The sequence below is a fragment of the Gemmatimonas sp. genome (genome assembly GCF_021298855.1).
In the GTDB taxonomy this organism is placed as follows: domain Bacteria; phylum Gemmatimonadota; class Gemmatimonadetes; order Gemmatimonadales; family Gemmatimonadaceae; genus Gemmatimonas.
Genome location: NZ_JAJTHI010000010.1, coordinates 285319 through 306343 on the forward strand (window position 1 = coordinate 285319; position 21025 = coordinate 306343).

Annotated in this window: 20 protein-coding genes and 1 pseudogene; 13 read left to right on the top strand and 8 right to left on the bottom strand. The window is 67.9% G+C overall.

Translation table 11 applies throughout. The annotated features are described in order from the left end of the window. The first annotated feature begins 157 nt into the window (after positions 1-157). Genes LW840_RS05235 through LW840_RS05250 form a run of 4 tightly spaced genes read left to right on the top strand, consistent with a single transcriptional unit; the run spans position 158 to position 4255 of the window. Positions 158-733 carry a prepilin-type N-terminal cleavage/methylation domain-containing protein gene (locus LW840_RS05235; RefSeq protein WP_291266325.1) on the top strand — a complete coding sequence of 192 codons (576 nt, stop codon included), beginning with the start codon at positions 158-160 and terminating at the stop codon, positions 731-733. After that, entirely contained in the window at positions 730-1125 is a 396-nt protein-coding gene (locus LW840_RS05240; protein WP_291266326.1) for a prepilin-type N-terminal cleavage/methylation domain-containing protein, read from the top strand. The genes LW840_RS05235 and LW840_RS05240 overlap by 4 nt, the downstream gene beginning before the upstream one ends. Then, the gene (locus LW840_RS05245; protein WP_291276544.1) at positions 1122-2321 is read left to right on the top strand and encodes a type II secretion system protein; all 1200 of its coding nucleotides are present in this window, start codon (positions 1122-1124) and stop codon (positions 2319-2321) included. Before LW840_RS05240 ends, LW840_RS05245 begins: the two co-directional genes overlap by 4 nt. Beyond that, a complete protein-coding gene (locus tag LW840_RS05250) occupies positions 2318-4255 on the top strand; it encodes a hypothetical protein (protein WP_291276545.1) in 1938 nt (645 codons plus the stop codon). The genes LW840_RS05245 and LW840_RS05250 overlap by 4 nt, the downstream gene beginning before the upstream one ends. A gap of 18 nt (positions 4256-4273) precedes the next feature. Here the strand turns inward: LW840_RS05250 and LW840_RS05255 are convergent, their stop codons facing one another. Continuing rightward, positions 4274-5335 (bottom strand): phytoene/squalene synthase family protein, encoded by a 1062-nt coding sequence (locus LW840_RS05255; RefSeq protein WP_291262886.1) that lies wholly within the window; start codon positions 5333-5335, stop codon positions 4274-4276. 71 nt (positions 5336-5406) lie between these two features. On the opposite strand from LW840_RS05255, the gene LW840_RS05260 reads away from it, so the two are divergent. Continuing rightward, on the top strand, positions 5407-7071 hold the full coding sequence (locus LW840_RS05260) for an FAD-binding oxidoreductase (RefSeq protein WP_291276546.1): 1665 nt from the start codon (positions 5407-5409) through the stop codon (positions 7069-7071). Here the strand turns inward: LW840_RS05260 and LW840_RS05265 are convergent. Beyond that, positions 7068-7556 carry a MarR family transcriptional regulator gene (locus LW840_RS05265; RefSeq protein ID WP_291262888.1) on the bottom strand — a complete coding sequence of 163 codons (489 nt, stop codon included), beginning with the start codon at positions 7554-7556 and terminating at the stop codon, positions 7068-7070. The genes LW840_RS05260 and LW840_RS05265 overlap by 4 nt on opposite strands. Positions 7557-7638: 82 nt before the next feature. Between LW840_RS05265 and thyX the strand changes: the two genes are divergently transcribed. Further along, positions 7639-8406, top strand: a complete 768-nt coding sequence (gene thyX, locus LW840_RS05270) for an FAD-dependent thymidylate synthase (RefSeq protein WP_343213621.1) — start codon at positions 7639-7641, stop codon at positions 8404-8406. Positions 8407-8421: 15 nt separating this feature from the next. Here thyX and LW840_RS05275 read toward each other — a convergent pair whose 3' ends face one another. The 3 genes from LW840_RS05275 to LW840_RS05285 form a co-directional block, all read right to left on the bottom strand. Next, positions 8422-10518, bottom strand: coding sequence for an elongation factor G (locus LW840_RS05275; RefSeq protein WP_291276547.1), 2097 nt, complete (start codon positions 10516-10518; stop codon positions 8422-8424). Between the two features lie 227 nt (positions 10519-10745). Further along, positions 10746-11300 carry a hypothetical protein gene (locus LW840_RS05280; protein WP_291276548.1) on the bottom strand — a complete coding sequence of 185 codons (555 nt, stop codon included), beginning with the start codon at positions 11298-11300 and terminating at the stop codon, positions 10746-10748. A 189-nt stretch (positions 11301-11489) separates the two neighbouring features. Then, a complete protein-coding gene (locus LW840_RS05285; protein ID WP_291262892.1) occupies positions 11490-11969 on the bottom strand; it encodes a hypothetical protein in 480 nt (159 codons plus the stop codon). Positions 11970-12160: 191 nt separating this feature from the next. Between LW840_RS05285 and LW840_RS05290 the strand changes: the two genes are divergently transcribed. Both LW840_RS05290 and LW840_RS05295 read left to right on the top strand, forming a co-directional pair. After that, positions 12161-13936 carry a DUF1800 domain-containing protein gene (locus tag LW840_RS05290; RefSeq protein ID WP_291276549.1) on the top strand — a complete coding sequence of 592 codons (1776 nt, stop codon included), beginning with the start codon at positions 12161-12163 and terminating at the stop codon, positions 13934-13936. Positions 13937-13956: 20 nt separating this feature from the next. After that, a complete protein-coding gene (locus LW840_RS05295; protein ID WP_291276550.1) occupies positions 13957-15252 on the top strand; it encodes a DUF1501 domain-containing protein in 1296 nt (431 codons plus the stop codon). Positions 15253-15268: 16 nt separating this feature from the next. Here LW840_RS05295 and LW840_RS05300 read toward each other — a convergent pair. The 3 genes and pseudogenes from LW840_RS05300 to LW840_RS05310 all read right to left on the bottom strand — a co-directional run. Then, a pseudogene (locus LW840_RS05300) lies at positions 15269-15430 on the bottom strand (methyl-accepting chemotaxis protein); the annotation flags it as partial. Between the two features lie 24 nt (positions 15431-15454). After that, positions 15455-15811: a hypothetical protein gene (locus tag LW840_RS05305; RefSeq protein ID WP_291276551.1), complete on the bottom strand. Its 357-nt coding sequence runs from the start codon at positions 15809-15811 to the stop codon at positions 15455-15457. A gap of 75 nt (positions 15812-15886) precedes the next feature. Beyond that, positions 15887-16492, bottom strand: a complete 606-nt coding sequence (locus LW840_RS05310) for a TetR/AcrR family transcriptional regulator (protein WP_291266335.1) — start codon at positions 16490-16492, stop codon at positions 15887-15889. 343 nt (positions 16493-16835) lie between these two features. Between LW840_RS05310 and LW840_RS05315 the strand changes: the two genes are divergently transcribed. The 5 genes from LW840_RS05315 (at position 16836) to LW840_RS05335 (ending at position 21009) form a co-directional block, all read left to right on the top strand. Further along, complete coding sequence (locus LW840_RS05315; RefSeq protein WP_291276552.1) at positions 16836-17933, top strand: class I SAM-dependent methyltransferase; 1098 nt, start codon at positions 16836-16838, stop codon at positions 17931-17933. A gap of 323 nt (positions 17934-18256) precedes the next feature. Beyond that, positions 18257-18481: an acyl carrier protein gene (locus tag LW840_RS05320; protein WP_291266337.1), complete on the top strand. Its 225-nt coding sequence runs from the start codon at positions 18257-18259 to the stop codon at positions 18479-18481. A gap of 4 nt (positions 18482-18485) precedes the next feature. Beyond that, positions 18486-19520: a ketoacyl-ACP synthase III gene (locus tag LW840_RS05325; protein ID WP_291262964.1), complete on the top strand. Its 1035-nt coding sequence runs from the start codon at positions 18486-18488 to the stop codon at positions 19518-19520. Continuing rightward, a complete protein-coding gene (locus tag LW840_RS05330; protein ID WP_291262965.1) occupies positions 19517-20269 on the top strand; it encodes an SDR family oxidoreductase in 753 nt (250 codons plus the stop codon). The genes LW840_RS05325 and LW840_RS05330 overlap by 4 nt, the downstream gene beginning before the upstream one ends. Further along, the gene (locus LW840_RS05335) at positions 20269-21009 is read left to right on the top strand and encodes an SDR family oxidoreductase (RefSeq protein WP_291262966.1); all 741 of its coding nucleotides are present in this window, start codon (positions 20269-20271) and stop codon (positions 21007-21009) included. Before LW840_RS05330 ends, LW840_RS05335 begins: the two co-directional genes overlap by 1 nt. The last annotated feature ends 16 nt before the right edge of the window (positions 21010-21025 follow it).

Here is a 21025-nt window from a genome sequence, read left to right on the forward strand (position 1 = left end):
GTGCCGTTCCGTTCCCACCCGGACCGCAGCGCGCCGCCGTTTCCGTGCGGGCACGGCTGTCAGGTCGTGATGGTCGTGACACCACACGTGATGCTTATGTGACGGCTGCCCGGGACGTTGCGTCTTTCGGTGTCATTCATCGGGAGAGAACCGCGCCATGTCCCCTGTCCGTCCACACCGCCGTGGTTTCAGCATGATCGAGCTCCTGCTCGTGATTGCGATCATCGGCATCACGGCCACGTTCGTGCTGCCACGGGTGCGCTTCGACAACACGCGCGTGGACACCGCCGCGCGCACCATCGATCTGGTCCTCATGGCCGCTCAGCGCGATGCGGTGAGCCGTCAGCACAATGTCCTGGTGGTGTTCGACACGTCCGCGGGAATGCTGCGGACCGTGTGGGACGCGAACCAGAACCAGAGTGCGGAGGACACGGAGCGTGAGCGGTTGACCCCACTGCCCGACCAGATCGTGGTGGCGCGGCCGCCCGGGGTGAGTGCGCTGGCGGGCGACAGCACATCGGCGCTGGCGGGGGTACCGGATACGCGAGGCCCCATGCTGCTCGTGCAGCGCTCCGGATCGACGGACCGCGCCGCCACGTTCTACCTCACCACCGTCCGCAGCATGCTGCCCGATGAAGAGGTCCGGGAGGCGCGCGCCGTGCAGGTGTCGCGCGCGACGGGCCGCTCGGCCTGGTACTCATGGACTGGCAGTCAGTGGAAGCGCGCCCCATGACCCCCTCAACGGTCCACCGTCCCCGTGGCGGTTTCACGCTCGTCGAGGTGCTGGTGGCGATGGCGCTGTTGGCGACGCTCGTCATCGGGCTCTCCATGAGCACCGTGCTGTTCTCGCGTTCCGTGGTGGACAGCAGCGGCCGCGCCCGCGCGCAGGCAATCGCCGACATGCAGATCAATCGGGCGCTCGTCTGGCCCAGTTACGGAACGCTCACCTCGCTCACGGGCGACGCCTACAACGGCAGCTTCGACGGCTACTCGCTCTCCACGTCGGTAAGCGTTGACAGCCTGAGCGGCCGCAATCGCACGGTCGTTACCGTCAACGTGACGTCGTCGGTGCCCGGGCGGTTGCCCGTGCCCGTGAAGCGGTCCATCACCATCGCCGCCCCATGACCACACCATCTTTACGCCGCCGCCGTGGGTTCACGCTGGCCGAAGTCATGATCGCCCTGGTGCTGTTCGGGGTGGTCAGCGGTGCCGCCGTCGCCTTCCTGCTGTCCCAGACGCAGGGCTATCGCGCCATTGCGAGCCAGCAGACCGAAGTCCAGAGCGGGCGCTTCACGCGGGACCTCTTGCGCATGGAGCTGCGCACCGCGGGCACGAACGTGACGGACGTGCAGCCCATCCTGGTGGCGGCGAACGACAGCGTCATTGCCTTCAATACCGACCTGCTGACCAACGATCTCGACTCCTCGTCGTTCACGGGCTCCGTATACGTGGACACCTACGCCAGTTCCGCCGACGTCGGTGCCCTTCCGGTCTCCTCCGCCATCACCATTCCCGGCACCAGCCCCGGGGTGACGTATCCGCTGCAGGACTACACGGCCGTCGAAGGCACGGTCGGACCGGCGGAGTTGGTGATCTTCCGGTTCGTGCGCGATACCACCTCGACGAACGCGAGCGACGTGATGATCACCCGCCAGGTGAACAATCGCCCGCCGGAGATCATCGCCACCGGGCTCCGGCGAGCGGGGACGACCCCGTTCCTGCGCTACTGGTACGATCCGAACCGGTACTTCAGCACCACCGTGGGGCTCGACACCGTACCCCGGGCCTGGCTGCCGCTGGCCAAGACGGTAGCGGAGCGGGGCGTGGCTCCCGATACGGGGGTGGCCGTCACGGCACGCATCGATCAGGTGCGCGCGGTGGAGGTGAATTATCGGCTCGGGCGCGGGGACGGCGAGGGTTCGCAAACCGAGCCGGTGCGCTACCTGGTCGCCATGCCCAATACGGCGGCCCCGCGTCAGTCACGCGCCTGTGGCCGCCCCCCAATCGCCCCCGCCAGCATCACGGCCACCTGGAACGCAGACAGCAGTGCCGTGTTCCTCTCGTGGCCGCACGCGACAGATGACGGCGGCGGTGAGTCGGACGCGGTGCGCTATGTCCTGTGGCGACAGATCGTGGGGGCGGGCAGCTGGGGGGAATCGCTCGCCGGCATCAGCACGGTCGCCGGCAGCACCACATACAGCTACCGGGACGGCGGCGTGGAAGAGGGGCTGGGACGCTCCTACCGGTACGCGCTGGCCGTGCAGGACTGCACGCCGAACGTGTCTTCCTTGACCACATCTGCCACGGTGGTGGTACCATGACGCTGTTTCCTCGGTCACCCCGTCGACGCCGGGCCGCCGCGTCGACCCGATCCCGTCGCGGCTATGCGCTGCTGTTGGTGCTGCTGGTGACGGTCGTCGCCGTCACGCTGGCCCTCGCCTCGGCCACCCAGGCCACCACCGGGCGCATCATCCAGAACGGATCGGAACGCACCTCCAGACTGGATGACGTGGCCCTGACTGGGCTGGAGTTGACGCGCGACCGCCTCAACGCCCGCCAGGACAGCGTTCCCGCGGAAGGCTTCAGCGCCATCGAGGCGGAACTGGAGATCACGGGCATGCCCGGCGTGAAGCGCAGCACGTGGGTCTCGCGCCTGGGCAACACCGACAGCCTCGCGAGCGCCGGGGAATACGGCGTCCAGGCCGAGATCGTCACGCGCGTCTCGGATGGCTTCGGGAACGTCGCCATCCGTCGCGCGGAGGTGTTTCAGGAGTCGTTCGCCCGCTACGCCAGCTTTTCCAACGTGGGCCGAGGCGCCAATGGGGCGACCCTCTGGTGGGCGCTGGGCGCCCAGGCGCAGGGGCCGGTGCACTCGAACGACACGATCTGGGTGTGGAATGCCGCGCCATGGCCGCAGGCGGTGTTCCACGATCAGGTCACGACCGCGCGGATCATCCGCAATCGGGCCTCCGCGGAGTATCGCGGCGATCCGCCACGCGAGCGGGTGGCCATCATTCCGCTGCCGACCACGGCCGAGCTGGATCGGGTGAAGTCGATCGCCAATCGGGCCGGGTACGTGTTCACTCCAACCCTCACGGTGGGCGACAGCGCGAACGCCACGATGCGCATCGAGTTCGTGGCCATCGATGTCAATGGCGACGGCAACACGACGGGCGCCGACGAAGGCTATTTCCGCGTGTATCAGCAGACGAGCACGGCGCCGTACGGGGCCGGCTACACCATGGGCGCGGTGCCGGTGCCTCCGGTCGAGCCCTTGCTGATTCCCGGCGGGGCCACGGCGGTCGTGGACAGCCTGCTGTTCTCACCGAACTGCGGCGTGGTCACCACGGTTGGGGCGCTGCAGGCCGTCCCCCAGACCTTCCGCGCGATTCCGGCGGTCTTGACCGGCGCCAACTATCGCGCGCGCATGATCAACAAGCAGACCGCCTACGACAACGTCAACGCGCGGTGCTTCCTGGGGGGCGACGACCGGCTCTCCCCCACCGGCGAGTTCCAGCCGACCGACTCGGTGGGCGGCTGGATGCTGCGGACGGCGGGGACGGTGCCCGCCGCCGTCGCGGCGCGCCCCGATGGCGCGTATCTCTGGCCGCTGAGCCCCGCACTCAACCCCGATTTCCGTGGTATGATCTTCGCCGAGGGGCGCGTGGCGGTGAGCGGGGTCGTGCGCGGACGGGTGACGGTCTCGGCACGGACGAACATCATCATTGCGCACGATCTGGTGCAGGCCACCAGCCCGGCCACGGCCAGCGGGAACTGCCGGGCGGATGACGACATCGTGGGGCTGTTCGCGGGGCAGTACATCCTGTACGCGGACAACTCCCTGCAGGCTCCCCAGCGGCGCCGGGACAACAGCAACACCGGCGCGGCCTGGCTGGCCCGCAAGGACTTCGATCACTCCCCGCGCCGCCCCGACATGGCGGTACACGCCGCCATGATGGCGCTGCACACGTACGGGGCGGAGCGTCCGAACCCGCCCGCCGGCCTGCCGGCGGCGCAGTACGTGAATCGCGGCACGGTGCGGGTGATCGGCGGGCTGATCTCGAACTTCATTGGCCAGACCGGGACCATGAGCGGGGCGAATCTGCACGGGGTGAACGAGGACCTGTCTTTCAACCGGTGCGCACTCCCGTTCCCGCCCCCGTACTTCCCGACCACGGGACGGTGGTCGCGCAGCCAGATCTTCGAGGTCAACCCCGTGGGCTTCACCCCGTCCGGCTGGTTCTCGGGACGCTAGCGGATCGGTGCCGACGCGTCAGTCGGTGAAGGCCAGTTCGAAGCTGCGCCGGCGTACGCGGGCCACGAGCCAGCGTACGCCGGCGTTGCTCATGACCAGCATGCTGCCGGTCATGAGCAGGCTCTTCACCTCGCGACGCGTGATCTTCACGCTCCCGCCGGGCTGCAGCATGGCGTTGCTCTGCACGAGATCCCGCAGGGTGGCATAGGCCAGCAGCAGCGGCAGAATGCAGAAGAGCCGAATGCGCACGGCGCGACGGGGAATATCGAGCAGGTAGACCAACGCCTCCTCGAGGTCGTGCCACGCGAGCCGGATGAGCTGGGTGAGCGCCTCGCGGTTGCTGGCGATGAGTTCCGGCGCGAGAATGCGGCTCTGGGTGCTGCCGTGTGCCCGCAGCAGCTCCTCGGGGACATACACCGAGTTTTCCTTTTCCGCGTCCACGGCGACATCCTTGAGGATGTTCACCGTCTGCAGCGCCTCGGCAAAGGCGCGACAGCGCTCCCGCAAAATGGCGTAACGCCGCGCGCCGATGCTGGACGAATGCTCATGCCAGAGATCGGTGAGCATGTACCCCACGGTGCCGGCGACGTAGTAGCAGTATTCCTTGTACTCGTCGATGGTCTGGATGCGGATGCCGTCGGGATAGAGCAGCACGAACTTCCGCATGCCGACCGCCATCTCGGCCACCCATTTGCGCACCAGGTGCTGCGTGTTGGGCGGCAGCTGCGCGAAATGCGCGAAGACCAGCGGGGTGTTCTTCGTGAGGGTCAGGTGGGCCAGATCGCCGGTGAGCCCCTGCACCCCGGCCGTGAAACGCGCCAGCGCGGCAGGGCTGTCGAAGGCGGCGAGGAAGTCGTCGAAGAGCGCCGCCTTGACCTGCGGGTCAATGCCGGGTGCGTCTTCGACGGTGTCGGCAATGCGGCAGAGCAGATAGGCATCGAGTACGGCCTGTCCCAGATCCCCGGGCAGCGCCTTGATGCCGAGGGCGAAGGTGCGCGACACCGCGGGCAGTATGGCCGCGCAGAAGCGCGCCGCGTCGCGCCGCGCGAGCGCCTCGGAAACCGGAGCGGGGAGGGACATATTCCCTCAAAGATACGAGTCCGGACGTGCCGAGTCACGGTCGTTCCGGCCCCTTTCCTGCTCGCTGCCCTGTGCCCGCTGATCTGAGCCACCTCACTGCTGCCGATGCGCCGTCCGGATTTCGCGGGCCGTTCCGCACGGACTTGCTGGCGCGGGCGCTCTACGCCGAGGGGGCCGGCATTGCGCGCTGCCTGCCGGCGGCGGTGGCGGTGCCGGCCGATGTCGACGACGTGGGCGGGCTGGTCGCGTGGGCCAAGCGCACGGGAACGGCGCTCATTCCGCGCGGCTCCGGGAGTGGCATGGCCGCCGGCGCGGTGGGGCCGGGCGTGGTGGTGGACCTGTCGCGTCTCGACCGGCTCGGGCCTGTCGATACGGAGTTGGAACGCCTGCGCGCCGGCACCGGGGCCTTGCGCGGCGGGATCGATCGGGCGGCGCGGGCACAGCGCCTTCGCTTTCCGGTGGACCCGTCGAGCGGTGCCTTCTGTACGATTGGGGGCATGCTGGCCACCAACGCGGCCGGTGCCCGCACACTGCGCTTTGGTGCCACCCGTCCGTGGATCGTGGGCGTCCGGTGTGTGTTCGACGATGGCTCGGACGCGTGGGTGCACCGGGATCGGTTGCTGCCGCTGCATGTGCCCGCGGTACAGCGGCTCGTGCGCGCGCTCGATGAAATCGGTCGCCGCGTTCCGGCCGAACTGCTGGTGCACGCCGGCGTGCGGAAGGAGTCGTCGGGGTACGGTGTCGCGGCGGCGCTGGCCCCCGGCGGGCATCTCGTGGACCTGCTCGTGGGGAGCGAGGGCACGCTGGCCTTCTTCACGGAAGTGGAGGTCGCGCTGCTGCCGGTTGCGACGAGCACGGCCACGGTGCTGGCCACCTTCGGGTCGCTCGAAGCGGCGACGGAGTGTGCCGGGCAGGCCGCCGCCTTGGGGGCGACCGCCTGCGAGCTGCTGGATCGCACCTTTCTGTCGGTGGCGGCGCGCGGCGGTGCGACCGGGGTGCCAACCAACGCCGAGGCGGTCCTGATTGCCGAAGTCGAGGGTGACACGACCGACGCGTGCCGGGGCTACTTGTCTGGAGTCATGCAATCATGGCGCTCAAGTGGCGCCATGGAGCTTCATGCAGGACTGGATCCCGAGGCGGAGCATCGGCTGTGGGCGCTGCGTCATGCCGCCAGCCCGATCCTCTCGCAACTGGCCCCGCAGCTGCGCAGCATGCAGTTCATTGAGGACAGCTGTGTGCCCCCGTCGCACTTTCCGGCCTATGTACGCGGCGTGCGCGACCTGCTGGATCGGGCCGGGGTAATGGGGGTGATCTTTGGCCACGCCGGCGATGCCCACGCCCATGTGAACCCGCTGGTGGACACGACCCGTCCCGGCTGGCGGGAGACGGTCGAGTCCGTTCTGCTGGACGTGTGCAATCTGACGGCGCGACTGGGCGGGACGCTGGCCGGGGAGCACGGCGACGGCCGCCTGCGGGCGCCGTTGCTGGATCGGGTGTGGGGGCTGGAGGCGCGGGCCGCGTTCGCCCACGTGAAGGAGGCAGCGGACCCGAGTGGTATTCTGAACCCTGGGTGCAAGGTGGCCACCCCGGGGGCCGTCCCCTTCGAGGTGCTGCGCCACGACCCGGCCGCGCCTGCCCTGCCCGCCGAAGCGGCGGCGGTGCTGGCCGACATCGAGCGTACGCGGGACTGGAGCCGGTTTCGCCTGGAGGCGGCGCTCGGGGCGACGACCAGTTAGCCGTTCCCGGTCCGTACCGAGGCCAGCAGTTCGATGAAGGTGGCGAGCTGCTCCGGGGCGAGGACCGACATGACCTCGGTATCGGCGGCGTCCATGGCCGGGTCGAGCTCTGCCAGCAGCGCCTCGCCGTGCGGGGTAATGCGACAGAGCACCTGCCGCCGGTCGGGGCGGCTGCGGTCTCGGCTCACCAGATCGGCCTGCTCCAGTTTGTCCAGCAGGCGGGTCACCGTGGAGCCTTCGTCGATCATGCGATCACGAATGGCCAGCGTGGGCAACCCCTCGCTCCCCGCCCCCCGCAGGATGCGAAGCACGTTGTACTGGGCCAGGCTGAGGCCGCGCGGCTCCACCAGGCGCGCGTAGCGCCGCGACACCACCGACGCCGTGCGCAGCAGGGCGATGGTAGCTTCCTGGGTCCGGGAGCGGAAGGGGCGGGTCTGCTGGATCTCCTGCTGGACGGAGCGGGAGCTGGGGCGATCCGAAGGCATGCGGTTAAACTACGTCCGGGTGGCGTTGCCGGAACGGGCGCGCCCGGCCTCGTTTGCCGACCTCCATTCGTTTTCCCTGCCGATGCCGCTCTCCGACCGTGCCATTCTCCGCGAGCCCACCGTTACCGTGCTCGCGCGTCCCCAGTTCAGCGAACCGGGGCATCTGCCCGTGCAATGGATCGGCGAAGCCACCGACGGGGAACGGCTGGCGGAGTACGCCGGGCGCCTGTGCTACATGAGCCAGCGCAATCCGGCCGGCCGTGACACGCGCGAGTATCTGGAGAACATCAAGAAGCAGGGGCACGGCAGCGTGCTGGAGCACGCGAACTATTCGCTCCTTCTGGAGGGGATCAGCCGCTCGCTCACCCATGAGCTGGTGCGTCACCGGGCCGGGTTTGCCTATTCGCAGCTGTCGCAGCGGTACGTGGACGAAAGCGACGCGCAATTCGTGATGCCGCCGGCCATCATCGGCGATGTGCCGCTCGAGGACGCCTGGACGGCGCAGGTCGGCGCGGCGCTGGACAGCTACGTGGGGCTCGTGGAGCAGTTGATGTCGCGGTACGCGTGGGTCGACGACAAGGTGCATCGCCGCAAGATGGCGCGCGAAGCCGCGCGCGGCGTGCTGCCCAACAGCACCGAAACCAAGATCGTGGTCACGGGCAATGCGCGCGCCTGGCGTACGATGCTGGAGCTGCGCTCGAGTGAGGCGGCGGAGCTCGAGATTCGTCGCCTGGCGGTGCTGGCCCTGCGGGTGCTGCAGCAGGAGGCGCCGGCGTTCTTCAGCGACTTCGAGATCTACCTGGCGAGCGATCGTCGCGAGGCCGCCCGCATCACCTACCACAAGGTGTAACCAACAGGCCTGGCATCAGGCCTCGGTCTTTGCCGCCTCGCGCGCATGTTCGTCGATCAGGCGCTGCGCCGCCTCGTGCGGAACCTGTTCGTAGCCGCTGAAGCGCCGGGTGAGCGTGCCGTAGCCGTGCGTCAGCGAGAACAGCTGGGTGGCATACAGATGCAGCTCCGACTGCGGGACGACCGCCTGAATGACCGTGCGCTCGCCAAGGCCATCGGTGCCCAGAATGCTGCCGCGCCGCCCGGAGAGGTCACCCATCACGTCACCGAGGTAGGCATCGGGGACGGTCACCTCCAGCAGATCCAGCGGTTCGAGCAGGACCGGCCGGCAGCGGCTGGCGACGTGCTTGAAGGCCAGCATGCCGGCCAGCTTGAACGACATCTCGTTCGAGTCCACCGAGTGGGTGGACCCGTCGTACACCTGGACCCGGAAGTCGACGAGGGGGAAGCCGGCGAGCACACCACGCGCCGACGCCTCCTGAATGCCGCGATCCACAGCCGGGATGTACTTCGAGGGAATGACGCCCCCCACGATCCCGTCCTCGAACAGGTAGCCCTCGCCACGTGGCATGGGGGCCATGCGGATCCAGCAGTCCCCGAACTGGCCGCGCCCGCCGCTCTGCTTCTTGTGTCGTCCCTGCCCCTCGGCCCTGGCCGTGATGGTTTCGCGAAACGCGATGCGGGGTCGTGACAGCTCGGCGCTCACGCCGAACTTCCGCTTCAGGACGGCCATGGCCACATCGAGGTGACGCTCTCCCATGCCGCCCACGATGGTTTCGTGCGTCTCCGGATTGTAGTGCACGGTGACCGTGGGGTCTTCGTCGTGCAGCCGGTGGAGCCCCTGCTGCAGCTTGTCCTCCTCCCCGCGCGCCGACGCCTTCACCGCGAAGTGCACCACCGCTTCCGGATACTGAATGGCGGGCAGCCGGATGGGATGCGCGCGGGTGGACAACGTGTCATTGGTGTGCGTGTTGCGCAGCTTGGCAACGCACCCGATGTCGCCGGCGTGCAGCGTCTGCACCTCGAGGCGCTCCTTCCCCAGCGGCACGGAGAGATGCCCGAGCTTCTCGACACCGTCTCGCGTGGCATTGAAGACCTCCTGTCCGTTGACGACACGGCCGGAGAGGACGCGGAAATAGCTCACATCGCCCACGTGCGGCTCGGCCAGCGTCTTGAAGACGTGCGCCGCGAAGGGGCCGTCGTCCGTGGCGTGCAGCGGGATGGTGTGTTGCCCCTCGGCGCCCGTGAGCGCGTGGATCTCCTCCATCTCGTAGGCGTTGGGCATGAGCTGCACGAGCTCGGTGAGCAGGGCGCGCACCCCGATCATGTTCTCGCTCGATACGCAGAAGAGCGGGAAGAGATCGAGGCGGGCCATGGCGTCCTTCATGCCGTGAATGGCGTCGTCCCGATCGATGTCGAGACCGTCGAGGTAGCGTTCGAGCAGGGTGTCATTGGTGGCACTGATGGCCTCGATGAGCTCCTGCCGGTACCGCGTGAACGCCTCCTGACAGTGGGCGGGGATATCCGTCTCGATGTACTCCCCCTTCACGCCGCTCGTGTACATGTAGGCGCGCTGCGTGAACAGGTTGATGACCCCGGTGAAGGTGCCCCCCTCGCCGCAGGGGATCTCGACCGGAATGACCTTGCTGGTGAGGCGCTGCGTGATCTGCCGGTAGATGCGATCGAAGTCGGCATGCTCCTTGTCCATCATGCTGACCACGAACAGGACGGGATCGCGTCTGGCGACGGCCGCGCGGAACATGCGCTCGGTCCCCACTTCGACGCCGCTCGCCGCGCCAATCACGCACAGGGCGCCGTCGGCGGCCGTCAATCCGGCCACCGCATCGCCCTGGAAGTCGAGCGAGCCCGGCGTGTCAATGAAATTGATCTTGGTCTCCTGCCATTCCGCGAACGCGCACCCGAGACTGATGCTGTAGCCCCGTTCGATTTCCTCGGGCAGGTGGTCGGTGAGTGCCGTGCCCTCCTTCACCGTGCCGTGGCGTTTTCCGGTGCCGGCGGCGAAACAGAGGGCATCCACGAGGCTCGTCTTGCCGCTGCCGCTGTGACCGACTACGGCGATGTTTCTGATGCCGGCGCTGTCGTAATCGCGCATTGTCCCTCCCAACGCAGGGTGATCATGCGCCGCCGGCCTGGGGACCCCGGCGGGTCGGTTGAGGGTGCGCCCGGAACCGGGAGGGAGCAAGCGTACTGGACCGGACGGCGCGTCGGGGGAACACTGACGGTTGCCCGCAGCGGGGTCGGTGCGCTCCGGAAAACCAGCGCGGGCGGATCACCGCAGTGACCCGCCCGCCTTTCCTACCAAGTCTGACAGAACAGGGTTCAGTCGGCCTCCGTTTCATCGTACGAATACGCATCCGCCTGCCGGAGCGAGTCGAGCCAGTTTTCCACGCCGGCTTCATCGTCGAGCGAGCCTCCTCCACTGGCGGCATTGCCGCTGGCCAGTGAGAAGCTGAGCGCCCGTTCAGTGCCTTCGGGCCAGTCGGGCATGGCGAGCCCCGCCGCCACCCGGCGCAACGTCGGGCCACACGCCCCGAGGAGCTCGGACGCGCGGGCTTCGAGGGTCAGGAGCGGAATGTCGTGATCCTGCGTCATGAGGCGGCCCGTCGCGCCATCGCGCCACGCCGAGTCGCCCACTGCCCCGCGGTCCGGCCAGACACCGAGGTGTCGCACCACACCCGACGCCGAAGCTTCCATGCGCTCGCTTTCGAATGTGGCCGCCAACGCCAGTGCCAAAGCCTGCGCGTCGGCGTGTCCGTACAGCGTGACGACTTCACGCCGCGAGCGAGTGCCGAACGGAAGCACGGGAATCGAATTCACGTGCGCGAGTACCGGCGAATCGCTCGGACGCGCCTCGAGTCGAACGAGGACGTCCATGGGTTGCCTCCTGGGTACAGGTGAGTGAAGGATCGGGTGGTCGGCCTCCGGCGCGCGCCGTCCACGTGGGAATGACGTCCCACCCGATGTAGTGCAACGTTGCGGAAGCATAGGAAGTGCCCGTGGCGAACACCCGCATGCACCGGTCGCGACTGCGTCACGATCCCGCCGCCCGGCGGCCGAGATCGATCAGCGCTCCTCGTCGGTCGCGTAGAGCCAGCCGCCCCCGAGCAGCGCCAACGCCAGCGCTGCTCCAATGGGAACAGCGCCCGGTACGCTGGCCGTCACCGCATACCCGATGCGCAGCGGGGCCGGCAGCATTTCGGCCGCGAGGGTGACGTACACCGCCGCGACCAGAAGTGCCGCCACCGGGCGGACGATGCCGCGCAGCGGCAGCACCAGCAGCGCCAGCGCGACCCCCCAACTCGTGGCGATCACGAGGTGATGGAGGTACCCAAGGGCGACCGATGTGAGCGGCGCCGCCGAGGACGTGACCCCCAGGCGCTCGAGCAGCCCGCGCCCGGCCAGCCGAAAGACTCGTCCCACTTCGCCTTCACGCCAGCCGAGTCCCAGCAAGGCGCCGCCGGTGGCGATTGCGGTGAGGGTGCCGGTGGCGAACGCCGCGTCGAGCAAACGCTCGAAACGACTCGACGAAGCGGTGGAGGCCATGCGGGAAAGATACACCACGGGAGGGGGGCGACATCTGCTTAACGGGCACGCCCGCGCGGCGTCCAAACGAACGACCACTTCCGAGAGTTCGCATGGGGCAGGAACCAACCAGACGTACGCGCTGGCGTACCGGCACAATGGCCGGCGGCGTCGCTTTCACGGTGTGCCTGTTCGCGGCGTGCGCCGGCGGGATGGGCCGCCGCCGTGCGAGCGGGCCGGCGGCCGAAACCGCGCCACCCCCCAGCGCCCTGCGGGAACAGACGGCCGACCAGCAGGTGCAGCACGTCCTCAACCGATTGGCGTTCGGGGCACGACCGCACGATGTGGACGCGGTACGCCGCCTGGGGGTGGACGCCTGGATCGCTCGGCAACTGCAGCCGGAGCGCCTTGCCGATCATGCCACCGATTCGCTGCTGCGTCAGTATCGAACGCTGGCGTACTCGGCGGATCGGCTGCTGGCCGAGTTTCCGCCACCAGCCGTGGCGTTGGCGGCGGCAGCGCGCCGTGGCGATGGCCCCATGACGGCCGTCGACTCGCAGCGGCTGCGCCAGCAGGCGCGTCGGTCGGTCCAGGCGCTTGGTGAGCTGGCCTCCAGCCGGGTGGCGCGCGCTGTGCTCAGCGAACGGCAGCTGGAAGAGGTCCTCGTCGACTTCTGGGAGAACCACTTCAATGTGTTCGCCGGCAAGGATCGGACACGCTACTTCCTCAACGATTTCGACCACACGGTTCGGCAGCATGCCATGGGCGACTTCCGGGCATTGCTCGGGGCCGTCGCGAAGAGCCCGGCCATGCTCTACTACCTGGACAACTGGCAGAGCGTCGCGGACAGTGGCCGGCCGGTGATGACACCGATTCCCCCGCCGCGCGCTGCGCGCCGGGCGCAGGCCGTGCGCCGCGCCGTTCAGCCGCGTGGGGCGAGCCCCGAGCAGATGGCGCGGGTGGAGGCGCTGCAGCGACGGCGGCGGGGGCTGAACGAGAACTACGCGCGCGAGTTGATGGAGCTGCATACGCTGGGCGTAGATGGCGGGTACACGCAGCAGGATGTGGTGGAGGTGGCGCGCGCCCTGACCGGGTGGACGCTCGAGCGCGGGGCGCAAGGAGGCGGATTCGTCTTTCGCCCGCAGGCGCATGATGCTGGCGCCAAGACCATTCTGGGCGTCCGCTTCCCGGCCGGCCGCGGTCAGGAGGAGGGCGAAGCGGTCCTGGATCTGCTGGCGTATCACCCCCGCACCGCGGAGTTCATCGCGCGCAAGCTGGCGCAGCGGTTCGTGAGCGACTCGCCGCCGCCGGCCCTGGTGGCCCGGGCGGCGGAGCGCTTTCGGCTGTCGCGGGGAAACATCCGGGAGACCGTGCGCACGATCGTCACGAGCCCGGAGTTCTTCAGTGCCGACGCCTATCGCGCCAAGGTGAAGTCGCCGTTCGAACTGGTGGTCAGCACGCTGCGCGCCCTGAACGCGGCGCCTGATGTCACGGCGCGCACTGCGCAGCTGGTGAGTCGCCTGGGGCAGCCATTGTTCGGCCATCAGGCGCCGAATGGGTATCCGGAGACCGGTGAGGCGTGGATGAACACCGGGGCCATCCTCAATCGGATCAACTTCGGCCTCACGGTGGCCGGCGATCGGGTACCCGGCGTACGGCTTGCCCGGTGGCCATTGTACGACTCGCTGCGCACGCTCGATCGCCCCGCGCAGGTGGACGGCGTCATTCGTGCCCTGCTCGGCGGGGCCGTATCGAGCGACACGCGCGAGGTCCTCATCACGGGGCGCAACCCGTTTCTTGCCGCGCGCGGCGGCGCCGACGCGCTGACGGCGCTCGACGATGCCGACAGCACCGACGCACCCGAACCCATGACGCCCGCCATGCGCCCACAGCGGCGCGGCCGCGTTGCCGACCCCGCCGGTGCGTCCACCGGACTGGCCCACATCGTTGGGCTGGCGCTCGGTGCGCCGGAATTCCAGCGGCGCTGACCTTCTCCCGAGACCTGTCGATGAACCGACGCGTATTTCTCAAGGGTGGCGCGCTCTCGCTGCTCACGCTGGGGCTCTCGCCGAGCTTCCTGCGACGCACGGCGGCCGCCATGGCCCTGCCCGCTCGCGATACGGGCAAGACGCTGATCGTGCTCTTCCAGCGCGGGGCCGCCGACGCCCTCAATGTGCTCGTCCCGTTCGGTGACCCGGGCTACGCCAGCGCCCGTCCGCAACTGGCGATCGGGTCCCCGACGCGCACCAACGGCGCGCTGGGCGCCATCGATCTCGACGGCTTCTTCGGGTTGCATCCGGCGATGGCCAGCTTCAAGCCGCTCTGGGACCGCGGCCTGCTGGCGCCCATTCACGCTGTGGGCAGCCCGAGTGCCACCCGTTCGCACTTCGATGCGCAGGACTACATGGAGACCGGCACCCCCGATCGAAAGGGGACGCCCGACGGCTGGCTCAACCGGTATCTCGCGGTGAAGGGCACCTGCGAATCGTGCGCGCCCGCGGGGCCCCGGGCCGGCGGGTCGCCCTTCCGCGCGGTAGCGATGTCGGCGCAAACGCCGCGCATTCTCGAGGGGGCGTCGGCGGTCGTGGCCATGAGTGCGATCGAAGAGTTCTCGATTCGTGCCAACGGCGGCGACGCCGAACAGCGGCTCGAGGCGCTCTACCGGACCGGACGCAGCGACGTCATCCACGGCAGCGGGCGGGACATGTTCGAGGCGCTCAAGGTGCTGCGCGCGGCAAACCCGCAGCAGTACCGTCCGGCGCCTGGCGCCGTGTATCCACGCTCACCCTTCGGCCAGCGCCTGCTGCAGATCGCGCAACTGATCAAGGCTGGTGTGGGGCTGGAAGTGGCGTTCGCGGATGTGGGCGGATGGGATACGCACGTGAATCAGGGGGCCGCGCAGGGACAGTTGGCCAATCGCCTGCGCGACTTCAGCGACGCGGTGGGGGCGTTGGTGACCGATCTGGGCGACCGCATGGAGCACGTGGTGATTCTCACCTGTTCGGAGTTCGGCCGCACGGTGCGGCAGAACGGCACCGGGGGCACCGATCACGGACACGCGGGCGCGATGTTCGTGATTGGCGGCAGCGTGAGGAGCGGCACGGTGCACGGACGCTGGCCCGGCCTGGCGCGTGAGCAGTTGTACGAAGGACGCGACCTCGCCCTCACCACCGACTTCCGGTCGGTCTTCTCCGAGATCACGTCGCGGCATCTCGGGGTGGCCGACACCAGCGCCGTCTTCCCCGGCTATCGGGGCGGCAGCGGCGGCAGCGGCGGCAGCGGCTGGTTGGGCGTTCTGGGCTGACGGGGCGCCGTCTTGTCGCCCGGCGCTGGGCCAGGCCGCGCAGCTCGGTGGCCACCACGACGAAGCCGCGGCCGGCCTCGCCGGCGCGGGCCGCCTCGAGGCCGGCGCTGAGAGCCAGCAGGTTGGGCTGGAAGGCGATCTCGTCGATCACGCCGATAGTCTGGCTGCACGCACCGGCGGGACAATCACGCCGCGCCAGCATTCAGGCGGACTGTGTCGCCGACGCATAGTCGCTGAGCAACCAAACGGCGCAAATCGCAACGCCGCTCGCGACGAAGAACCCCTGGGCTCCCACGACCAGCGATGGGGCCAACAAGGCTGCGGCAATCAGCGTGGGGCCGACAAGCATTTCGACCAGGGCGTGCACGCGCATGGGGATGATCTTCACGAGGCCAAGCGGCATGTCGGTGAGGACGGTCATGGCCAGGTGAACAGCTGCGAGCAGGTAGGCCAGCATGACGGGTGCGCCCGAGAACCCGAGGAGGGTCGGTGCGGAAGCAAAGGCGATTACCGTGGCATAGTCGAGAATGCCGTGGATCGAGGCGTTGAGAACTTTCATGGTCGTCGTTCCGTTGTGGAGCGTTTGGTACAGTACTGGGCACGGCTCTACGCTCCCTAAGGCCGTACCCAGTGTTCAGATCGTTGGGGATGCGTGAAGCGTGAGCAACAGCGTCTGCCTCGCTGCCCTGATCTCCTCCTCGAGCATTCCGGCCTTTGCCAGCAGCAGGATGCCCTGGATGCCGGCAACGGCGTGCAAGGCGAGCGCGGATACGGCGCTCTCCGGCAGGACGCGTCCGTCGCTATCGGCGAGGCTGAGCGCCTTGGCGAAATGGCGCCGCAGGAGACGCACGCCCCGGTTGAGGCGGTCGCGCACGGTTTCGTCGTGTGCCCCCATCTCGAGGGCCGTGTTGCCAATCAGGCAGCCGCGCCAGCCGACTGTCCTTCCTTCTGGATCGCGTGCCACGGTCAAGATCGCGTCCAGCAGGCGGGCAACCGCTTCGTCCCGATGCTTCACGCCCTCGAGCGCTCTGGCCAGTACGAGATCGACCGCGCTGAAATAGCGGTCGAGGACGGTGAGGAACACCGCATGCTTGGAGGCGAACGCGTTATAGAAGCTCGCCTTGCCAAGCCCCATCGCGTCCAGGAGTTCGGGCATGTGCGTTCCCTCGTAGCCCTGCCGCCAGAATAGGGGCAGCGCGCTGGCAATGACGGCGTCGGGATCGAAGAGTTTGGGGCGCACAGGAATATATTAGACCATTTGCTCCAATATGTCAATCCGTGGCCCTTGCCCACCGATGCCGCGTGATCCGGTCCCGGTTGTCGGGCCGGTTCAAGCTGAACACAACAGCATGTCTCGCACGTCTCCCGGGCCGACCTCGCGATCGCGCCCATGGCGGTGCCCGCGTCGCGCACCACCACGCCGGAGGATTCCGCAGCGTCGGCCAGCGTCTCTTTGTCGCAGGTGGTCGACCTGCCTGCCTGTCCGATCGAGGCCGAACCATTGGCCTGACGTGGCCGGTGCGGATCGTGGTGCGCGGTGTGATGCACCTGAAGATTCACCGCACATCGCGGTAGTTTGCACGATGTCTCAGACGCTGCTGGTATTCCCGGTCGATGTCGACAGCGTAATGCCGATCGTCCGCACGGCCCGCATGCTCGGCATGCGTGTGGTTGCGGCAAGTTCGGTCATGCCACTGCAGCCGGTCGACGGATGCGACGCTTCCATCCACCTGCCGTACGTGTCGGACGACGGGTTCGATGACGCGCTGCGCGCGGCGATGCACACGCATGGCGTGACGCACCTCGTGACGATGCACGTGGGGGTGTGGGCGCACCTGGCGCGTCTCGCCGAAATGGATGTCATGATACGCGCCGCCTTCCGTGGCGCACACCCCGTGCAGCAGCAGTGGCAGGTGTTCGCGCCAAGTCTGTCGTGGGCGCGCCGGCAGCGGGCGGACCAGGTGGCCAGCAGTCTTCCCGCCCCGGATGGCAAGGTGGCGCCGCCGTTGTCGGTCGCCGAATACGCGTCGCTGCATCGCGGCTTTCTCCGCACGTACGGGCAGTGCGACGTGACCAAGCTCGAGGCGCTCTGTGCGCTCGCTCGGGTCACGCCGCCTGGCGACGTGGTGGAGCTGGGCGTGTTCTACGGGCGCTCCGCGTACGCGCTGGCGCGCCTGGCCCATGCCCATGGCCTGGGGAGCACCGTGTGTGTGGATTCGTGGGGGAGGGCGCGCATCACGGATCAGGGGGTGGCCGCCGGCGTGTTGAACGCGACACAGTCCGCGTACGATCAGGAGCACGTGTTCGAAGAGTTTCTCGCCTTGGCGAGCGAAGTGCCGAACATGGGCTATATCCGTGAGGAAGCCGTCGATGCCGCGCGCTCATATCAAGCGGCTGGGCGACGCGGCCTGCTCACCATGCCCGAACTGCGCGAAGTGTCACTGACGGGTGCCGTATCACTGCTGCACGTGGATGCCAATCATCGCTACGATCAGGTGCGACGCGATGTGGACGCGTGGGAGCCGCTGGTAATGCCGGGGGGCTGGATCGTGTTCGACGACTACCAGTGGGCTTTCGGCGACGGACCCACGCGTGTTGGCGATGAACTGCTGGAGACCGGGCACTTCGATTGTGCGTTCGCGTGGAGCGACAGCCTGTTCATGCGCAAACGCACGGCCTAGTCCGGCAGGGACGATCTTTCCCGGCAACTCCCGCCGCTGCCGCGGGTCATCGTGGGGAGCGAGGAGCGTTCGGTCAGGTGGCGAGCACGGACCTGCCGTCGGGGGCGATCGATTCCGGGCGACTGGCGGGAGCCCCCGGACTTGGCGCGCTGTTGGTGCGGGTGGCCGACGGCGATTCGACATCGGCGTGCATCGGCTTCCCGATCGTCGAGTCCGATCGCTTCACGGCGCGGGCGCGGCGTGCTCCATGGCAGGTCCATACCCCCTGTAGTATCTTGCGCAGATCCTTGGTGATGCACGCTCTACCCTGATATGAGGTGGTGATGGCTTCGATCGGTGACTTCATTGAAAAGTTCACCACGGCCGTGGACTTCCAGGAACCCGTGGAGATCACGCCGGACACGGTCTTTGCCGACCTGTCACAGTGGGACTCTCTCGCCGCGCTCGGCGTGATCGTGATGTTCGACATGGAGTACGGCAAGACGATCACCGGCGAGACGCTGATGTCCTGCAAGACCATCCATGACCTTTTTGCGCTGATCGGGTAGGGCCATGGGCCTCTCGACGCTGCGCAACGTCCGGTACCGCGGGATGGCCACGTGTGTACCCAAGCACAAGGTCAGCAATCTCGATTGCCCGCCGTCCAGGAAAGCGGAGCGTGAGCGGCTCGCCCGAAACATCGGGATCTACGAGCGCCGGTTGTGTCCCGAGTGGCAGTGCTTCTCCGACCTCGCCTTCGACGCGACCGAGCGGCTTCTGGCGGCGCTGGAATGGCAGCGAGACGAGATCGATGCCCTCATCGTCGTGACGCAATCGCCCGATTATCTCATCCCGTCCACGGCGATCATCCTGCAGGACCGGCTGGGTTTGTCTCATGCCACCATCGCTTTCGACGTCAATCTCGGGTGCTCGGCCTATCCGTTTGCCCTGCATCTGGTCGGCTCGATGATCGCCGCCGGTACTGTCAAGAAGGCCCTGGTGCTGGTGGGCGATCGATCCGGATCCGTTCGCGAGCCATTGTTCTCCGATGCAGCAACGGCCACGGCGCTCGAGTACGATGTGTCCGCGCCACCGATCTTTTTTGACCTCAACAGTGACGGTAGTGGGTTTCGCGCCATCATGTTGCCGGTTGGCGGTCACCGCGAGCCGGCCGGCCTCCAGCACTTCATTCCGTACAAGGATGCAGACGGTGAGTGGCGTCGGCCTGATGATCTCCAGCTGGATGGTGCCGCGGTCCTGAGCTTCTCCACCCAACGCGTACCGCCGGCGGTCAAGCGCCTGATGGAGTACGCGGGCACGAGCCCCGACTCGATCGACTACTTCGTGTTTCACCAGGCCAACCGGATGATCAACGAGACGATCCGGAAGAAGCTTGGCCTCCCGCCCGAGAAGGTGCCGTCCACGCTGCAGGACTTTGGCAATACGAGTGGCGCATCGATTCCGGTCACGATGACGGCCCGGATTCGCGGGGAGCTGGCGTCCCGCAAGAATCGGGTGCTGCTGTCCGGGTTCGGGATCGGCCTGTCATGGGGGACTGCGCTTGTTGACATCGAAGGGGCCGTCTTTCCCGAGCTGATCGAAGCATGAGCGTCAACCCGTTCAGTCTGGCGGGGCGCCGCCTGCTCGTTACCGGCGCCTCGTCGGGGATCGGCCGTCAGATTGCGATCAGTTGCGCCGAGATGGGTGGCACCGTGGTGCTCACCGGCCGTCATGGCGAGCGCCTCCACGACACACTGGGGCATCTCGCTGGATCGGGGCACAGCGCTGTTGCTGCCGATCTCCTCGAGACCGGCGCCATCGATCGTGTGGTGGCGGAAGCAGGGGCACTGGATGGCGTGGTGCACGCCGCCGGTATCGCAAGGATGGTCCCGTTCCGCATGATCTCCCATGCGCATCTCGACGATGTCCTCGGACTGAACGTGCACGCCCCGCTTCTGCTCACCAAGGCGCTACTGGCCACGCGATCGCTGCAGCAGGGAGCGTCCATCGTCTTCGTGGGGGCCGTCGCCTCGGAGGTTGGGCCCGTGGCCACCGCCGTCTACTCCGCCAGCAAGGCCGCGTTGCTCGGGGCGGCGCGCACGCTTGCGCTCGAAGTGGCCAAACACAAGATGCGGGCGAACGTCTTGTCGCCCGGCTACGTGCGCACACCGCTTCTGGACGCGCTCGGGAGAAACGGCGCGAAGATCGACGAGCTGCTCGATATCACCCCTCTCGGTTTGGGTGAGCCGATCGATGTGGCGCATGCGGCCGTATTCCTGCTCTCGGACGCCAGTCGCTGGATGACCCGTTCGCTGTTCATCGCCGACGGGGGACTGACTTCACGGATGAGCATTTGATGGCCGAACTCGAATCACCACGCGCGTTCTCGCTGGCAGGCAAGACGGTCTTGGTCACGGGGGCGTCCTCGGGACTCGGGCGGCAGATCGCCATCTCGTGCTCGCGAATGGGCGCGCAGCTCGTCATCACCGGTCGCAACGAGGCCCGACTGCAGGCGACTTTCGCTGAACTCGACGGTGCCGGGCATCTGCCGATCTGCGCCGACCTGACGGTCGCGACCGAACTCGATGCGCTCGTTGCGGGCATGCCGGCCCTTCACGGTGTCGTCCATGCGGCCGGGGTGCAGCGGCTGTCTCCGGTGAAGATGCTCTCGGAGAAGCTGTTGCGCGAAGTGCTCGACATCAATTTTGTTGCGCCGGTGATGCTGACGCAGCGGCTGCTCTATCGTTCGACGCTGGTCGCGGGGAGTTCGATCGTCTTCATCACCTCGATCTCGGCCATCGCCGGAACCGCAGGCGTCGGACCGTATGCCGCGAGCAAGGCGGCCCTGCATGGCATGATGCGATGCCTCGCCCTTGAGCAAGCCAAGCGGCGTATGCGCGTAAACTGCCTCGTGCCCTCGGCCGTGGAAACCCCGTTGTGGGATGATCGCCTGCTTGCACAGGCGGCGCGTCATCCGCTTGGCGTGGGTACACCCAGTGATGTGGCCAACGCCACCATCTACCTGCTGGCTGACGCAAGTCGTTGGATCACCGGCACCGAGCTCGTGATGGATGGCGGCGCGGTCGCCGTCTCATGATCCGGAGCGACATCTC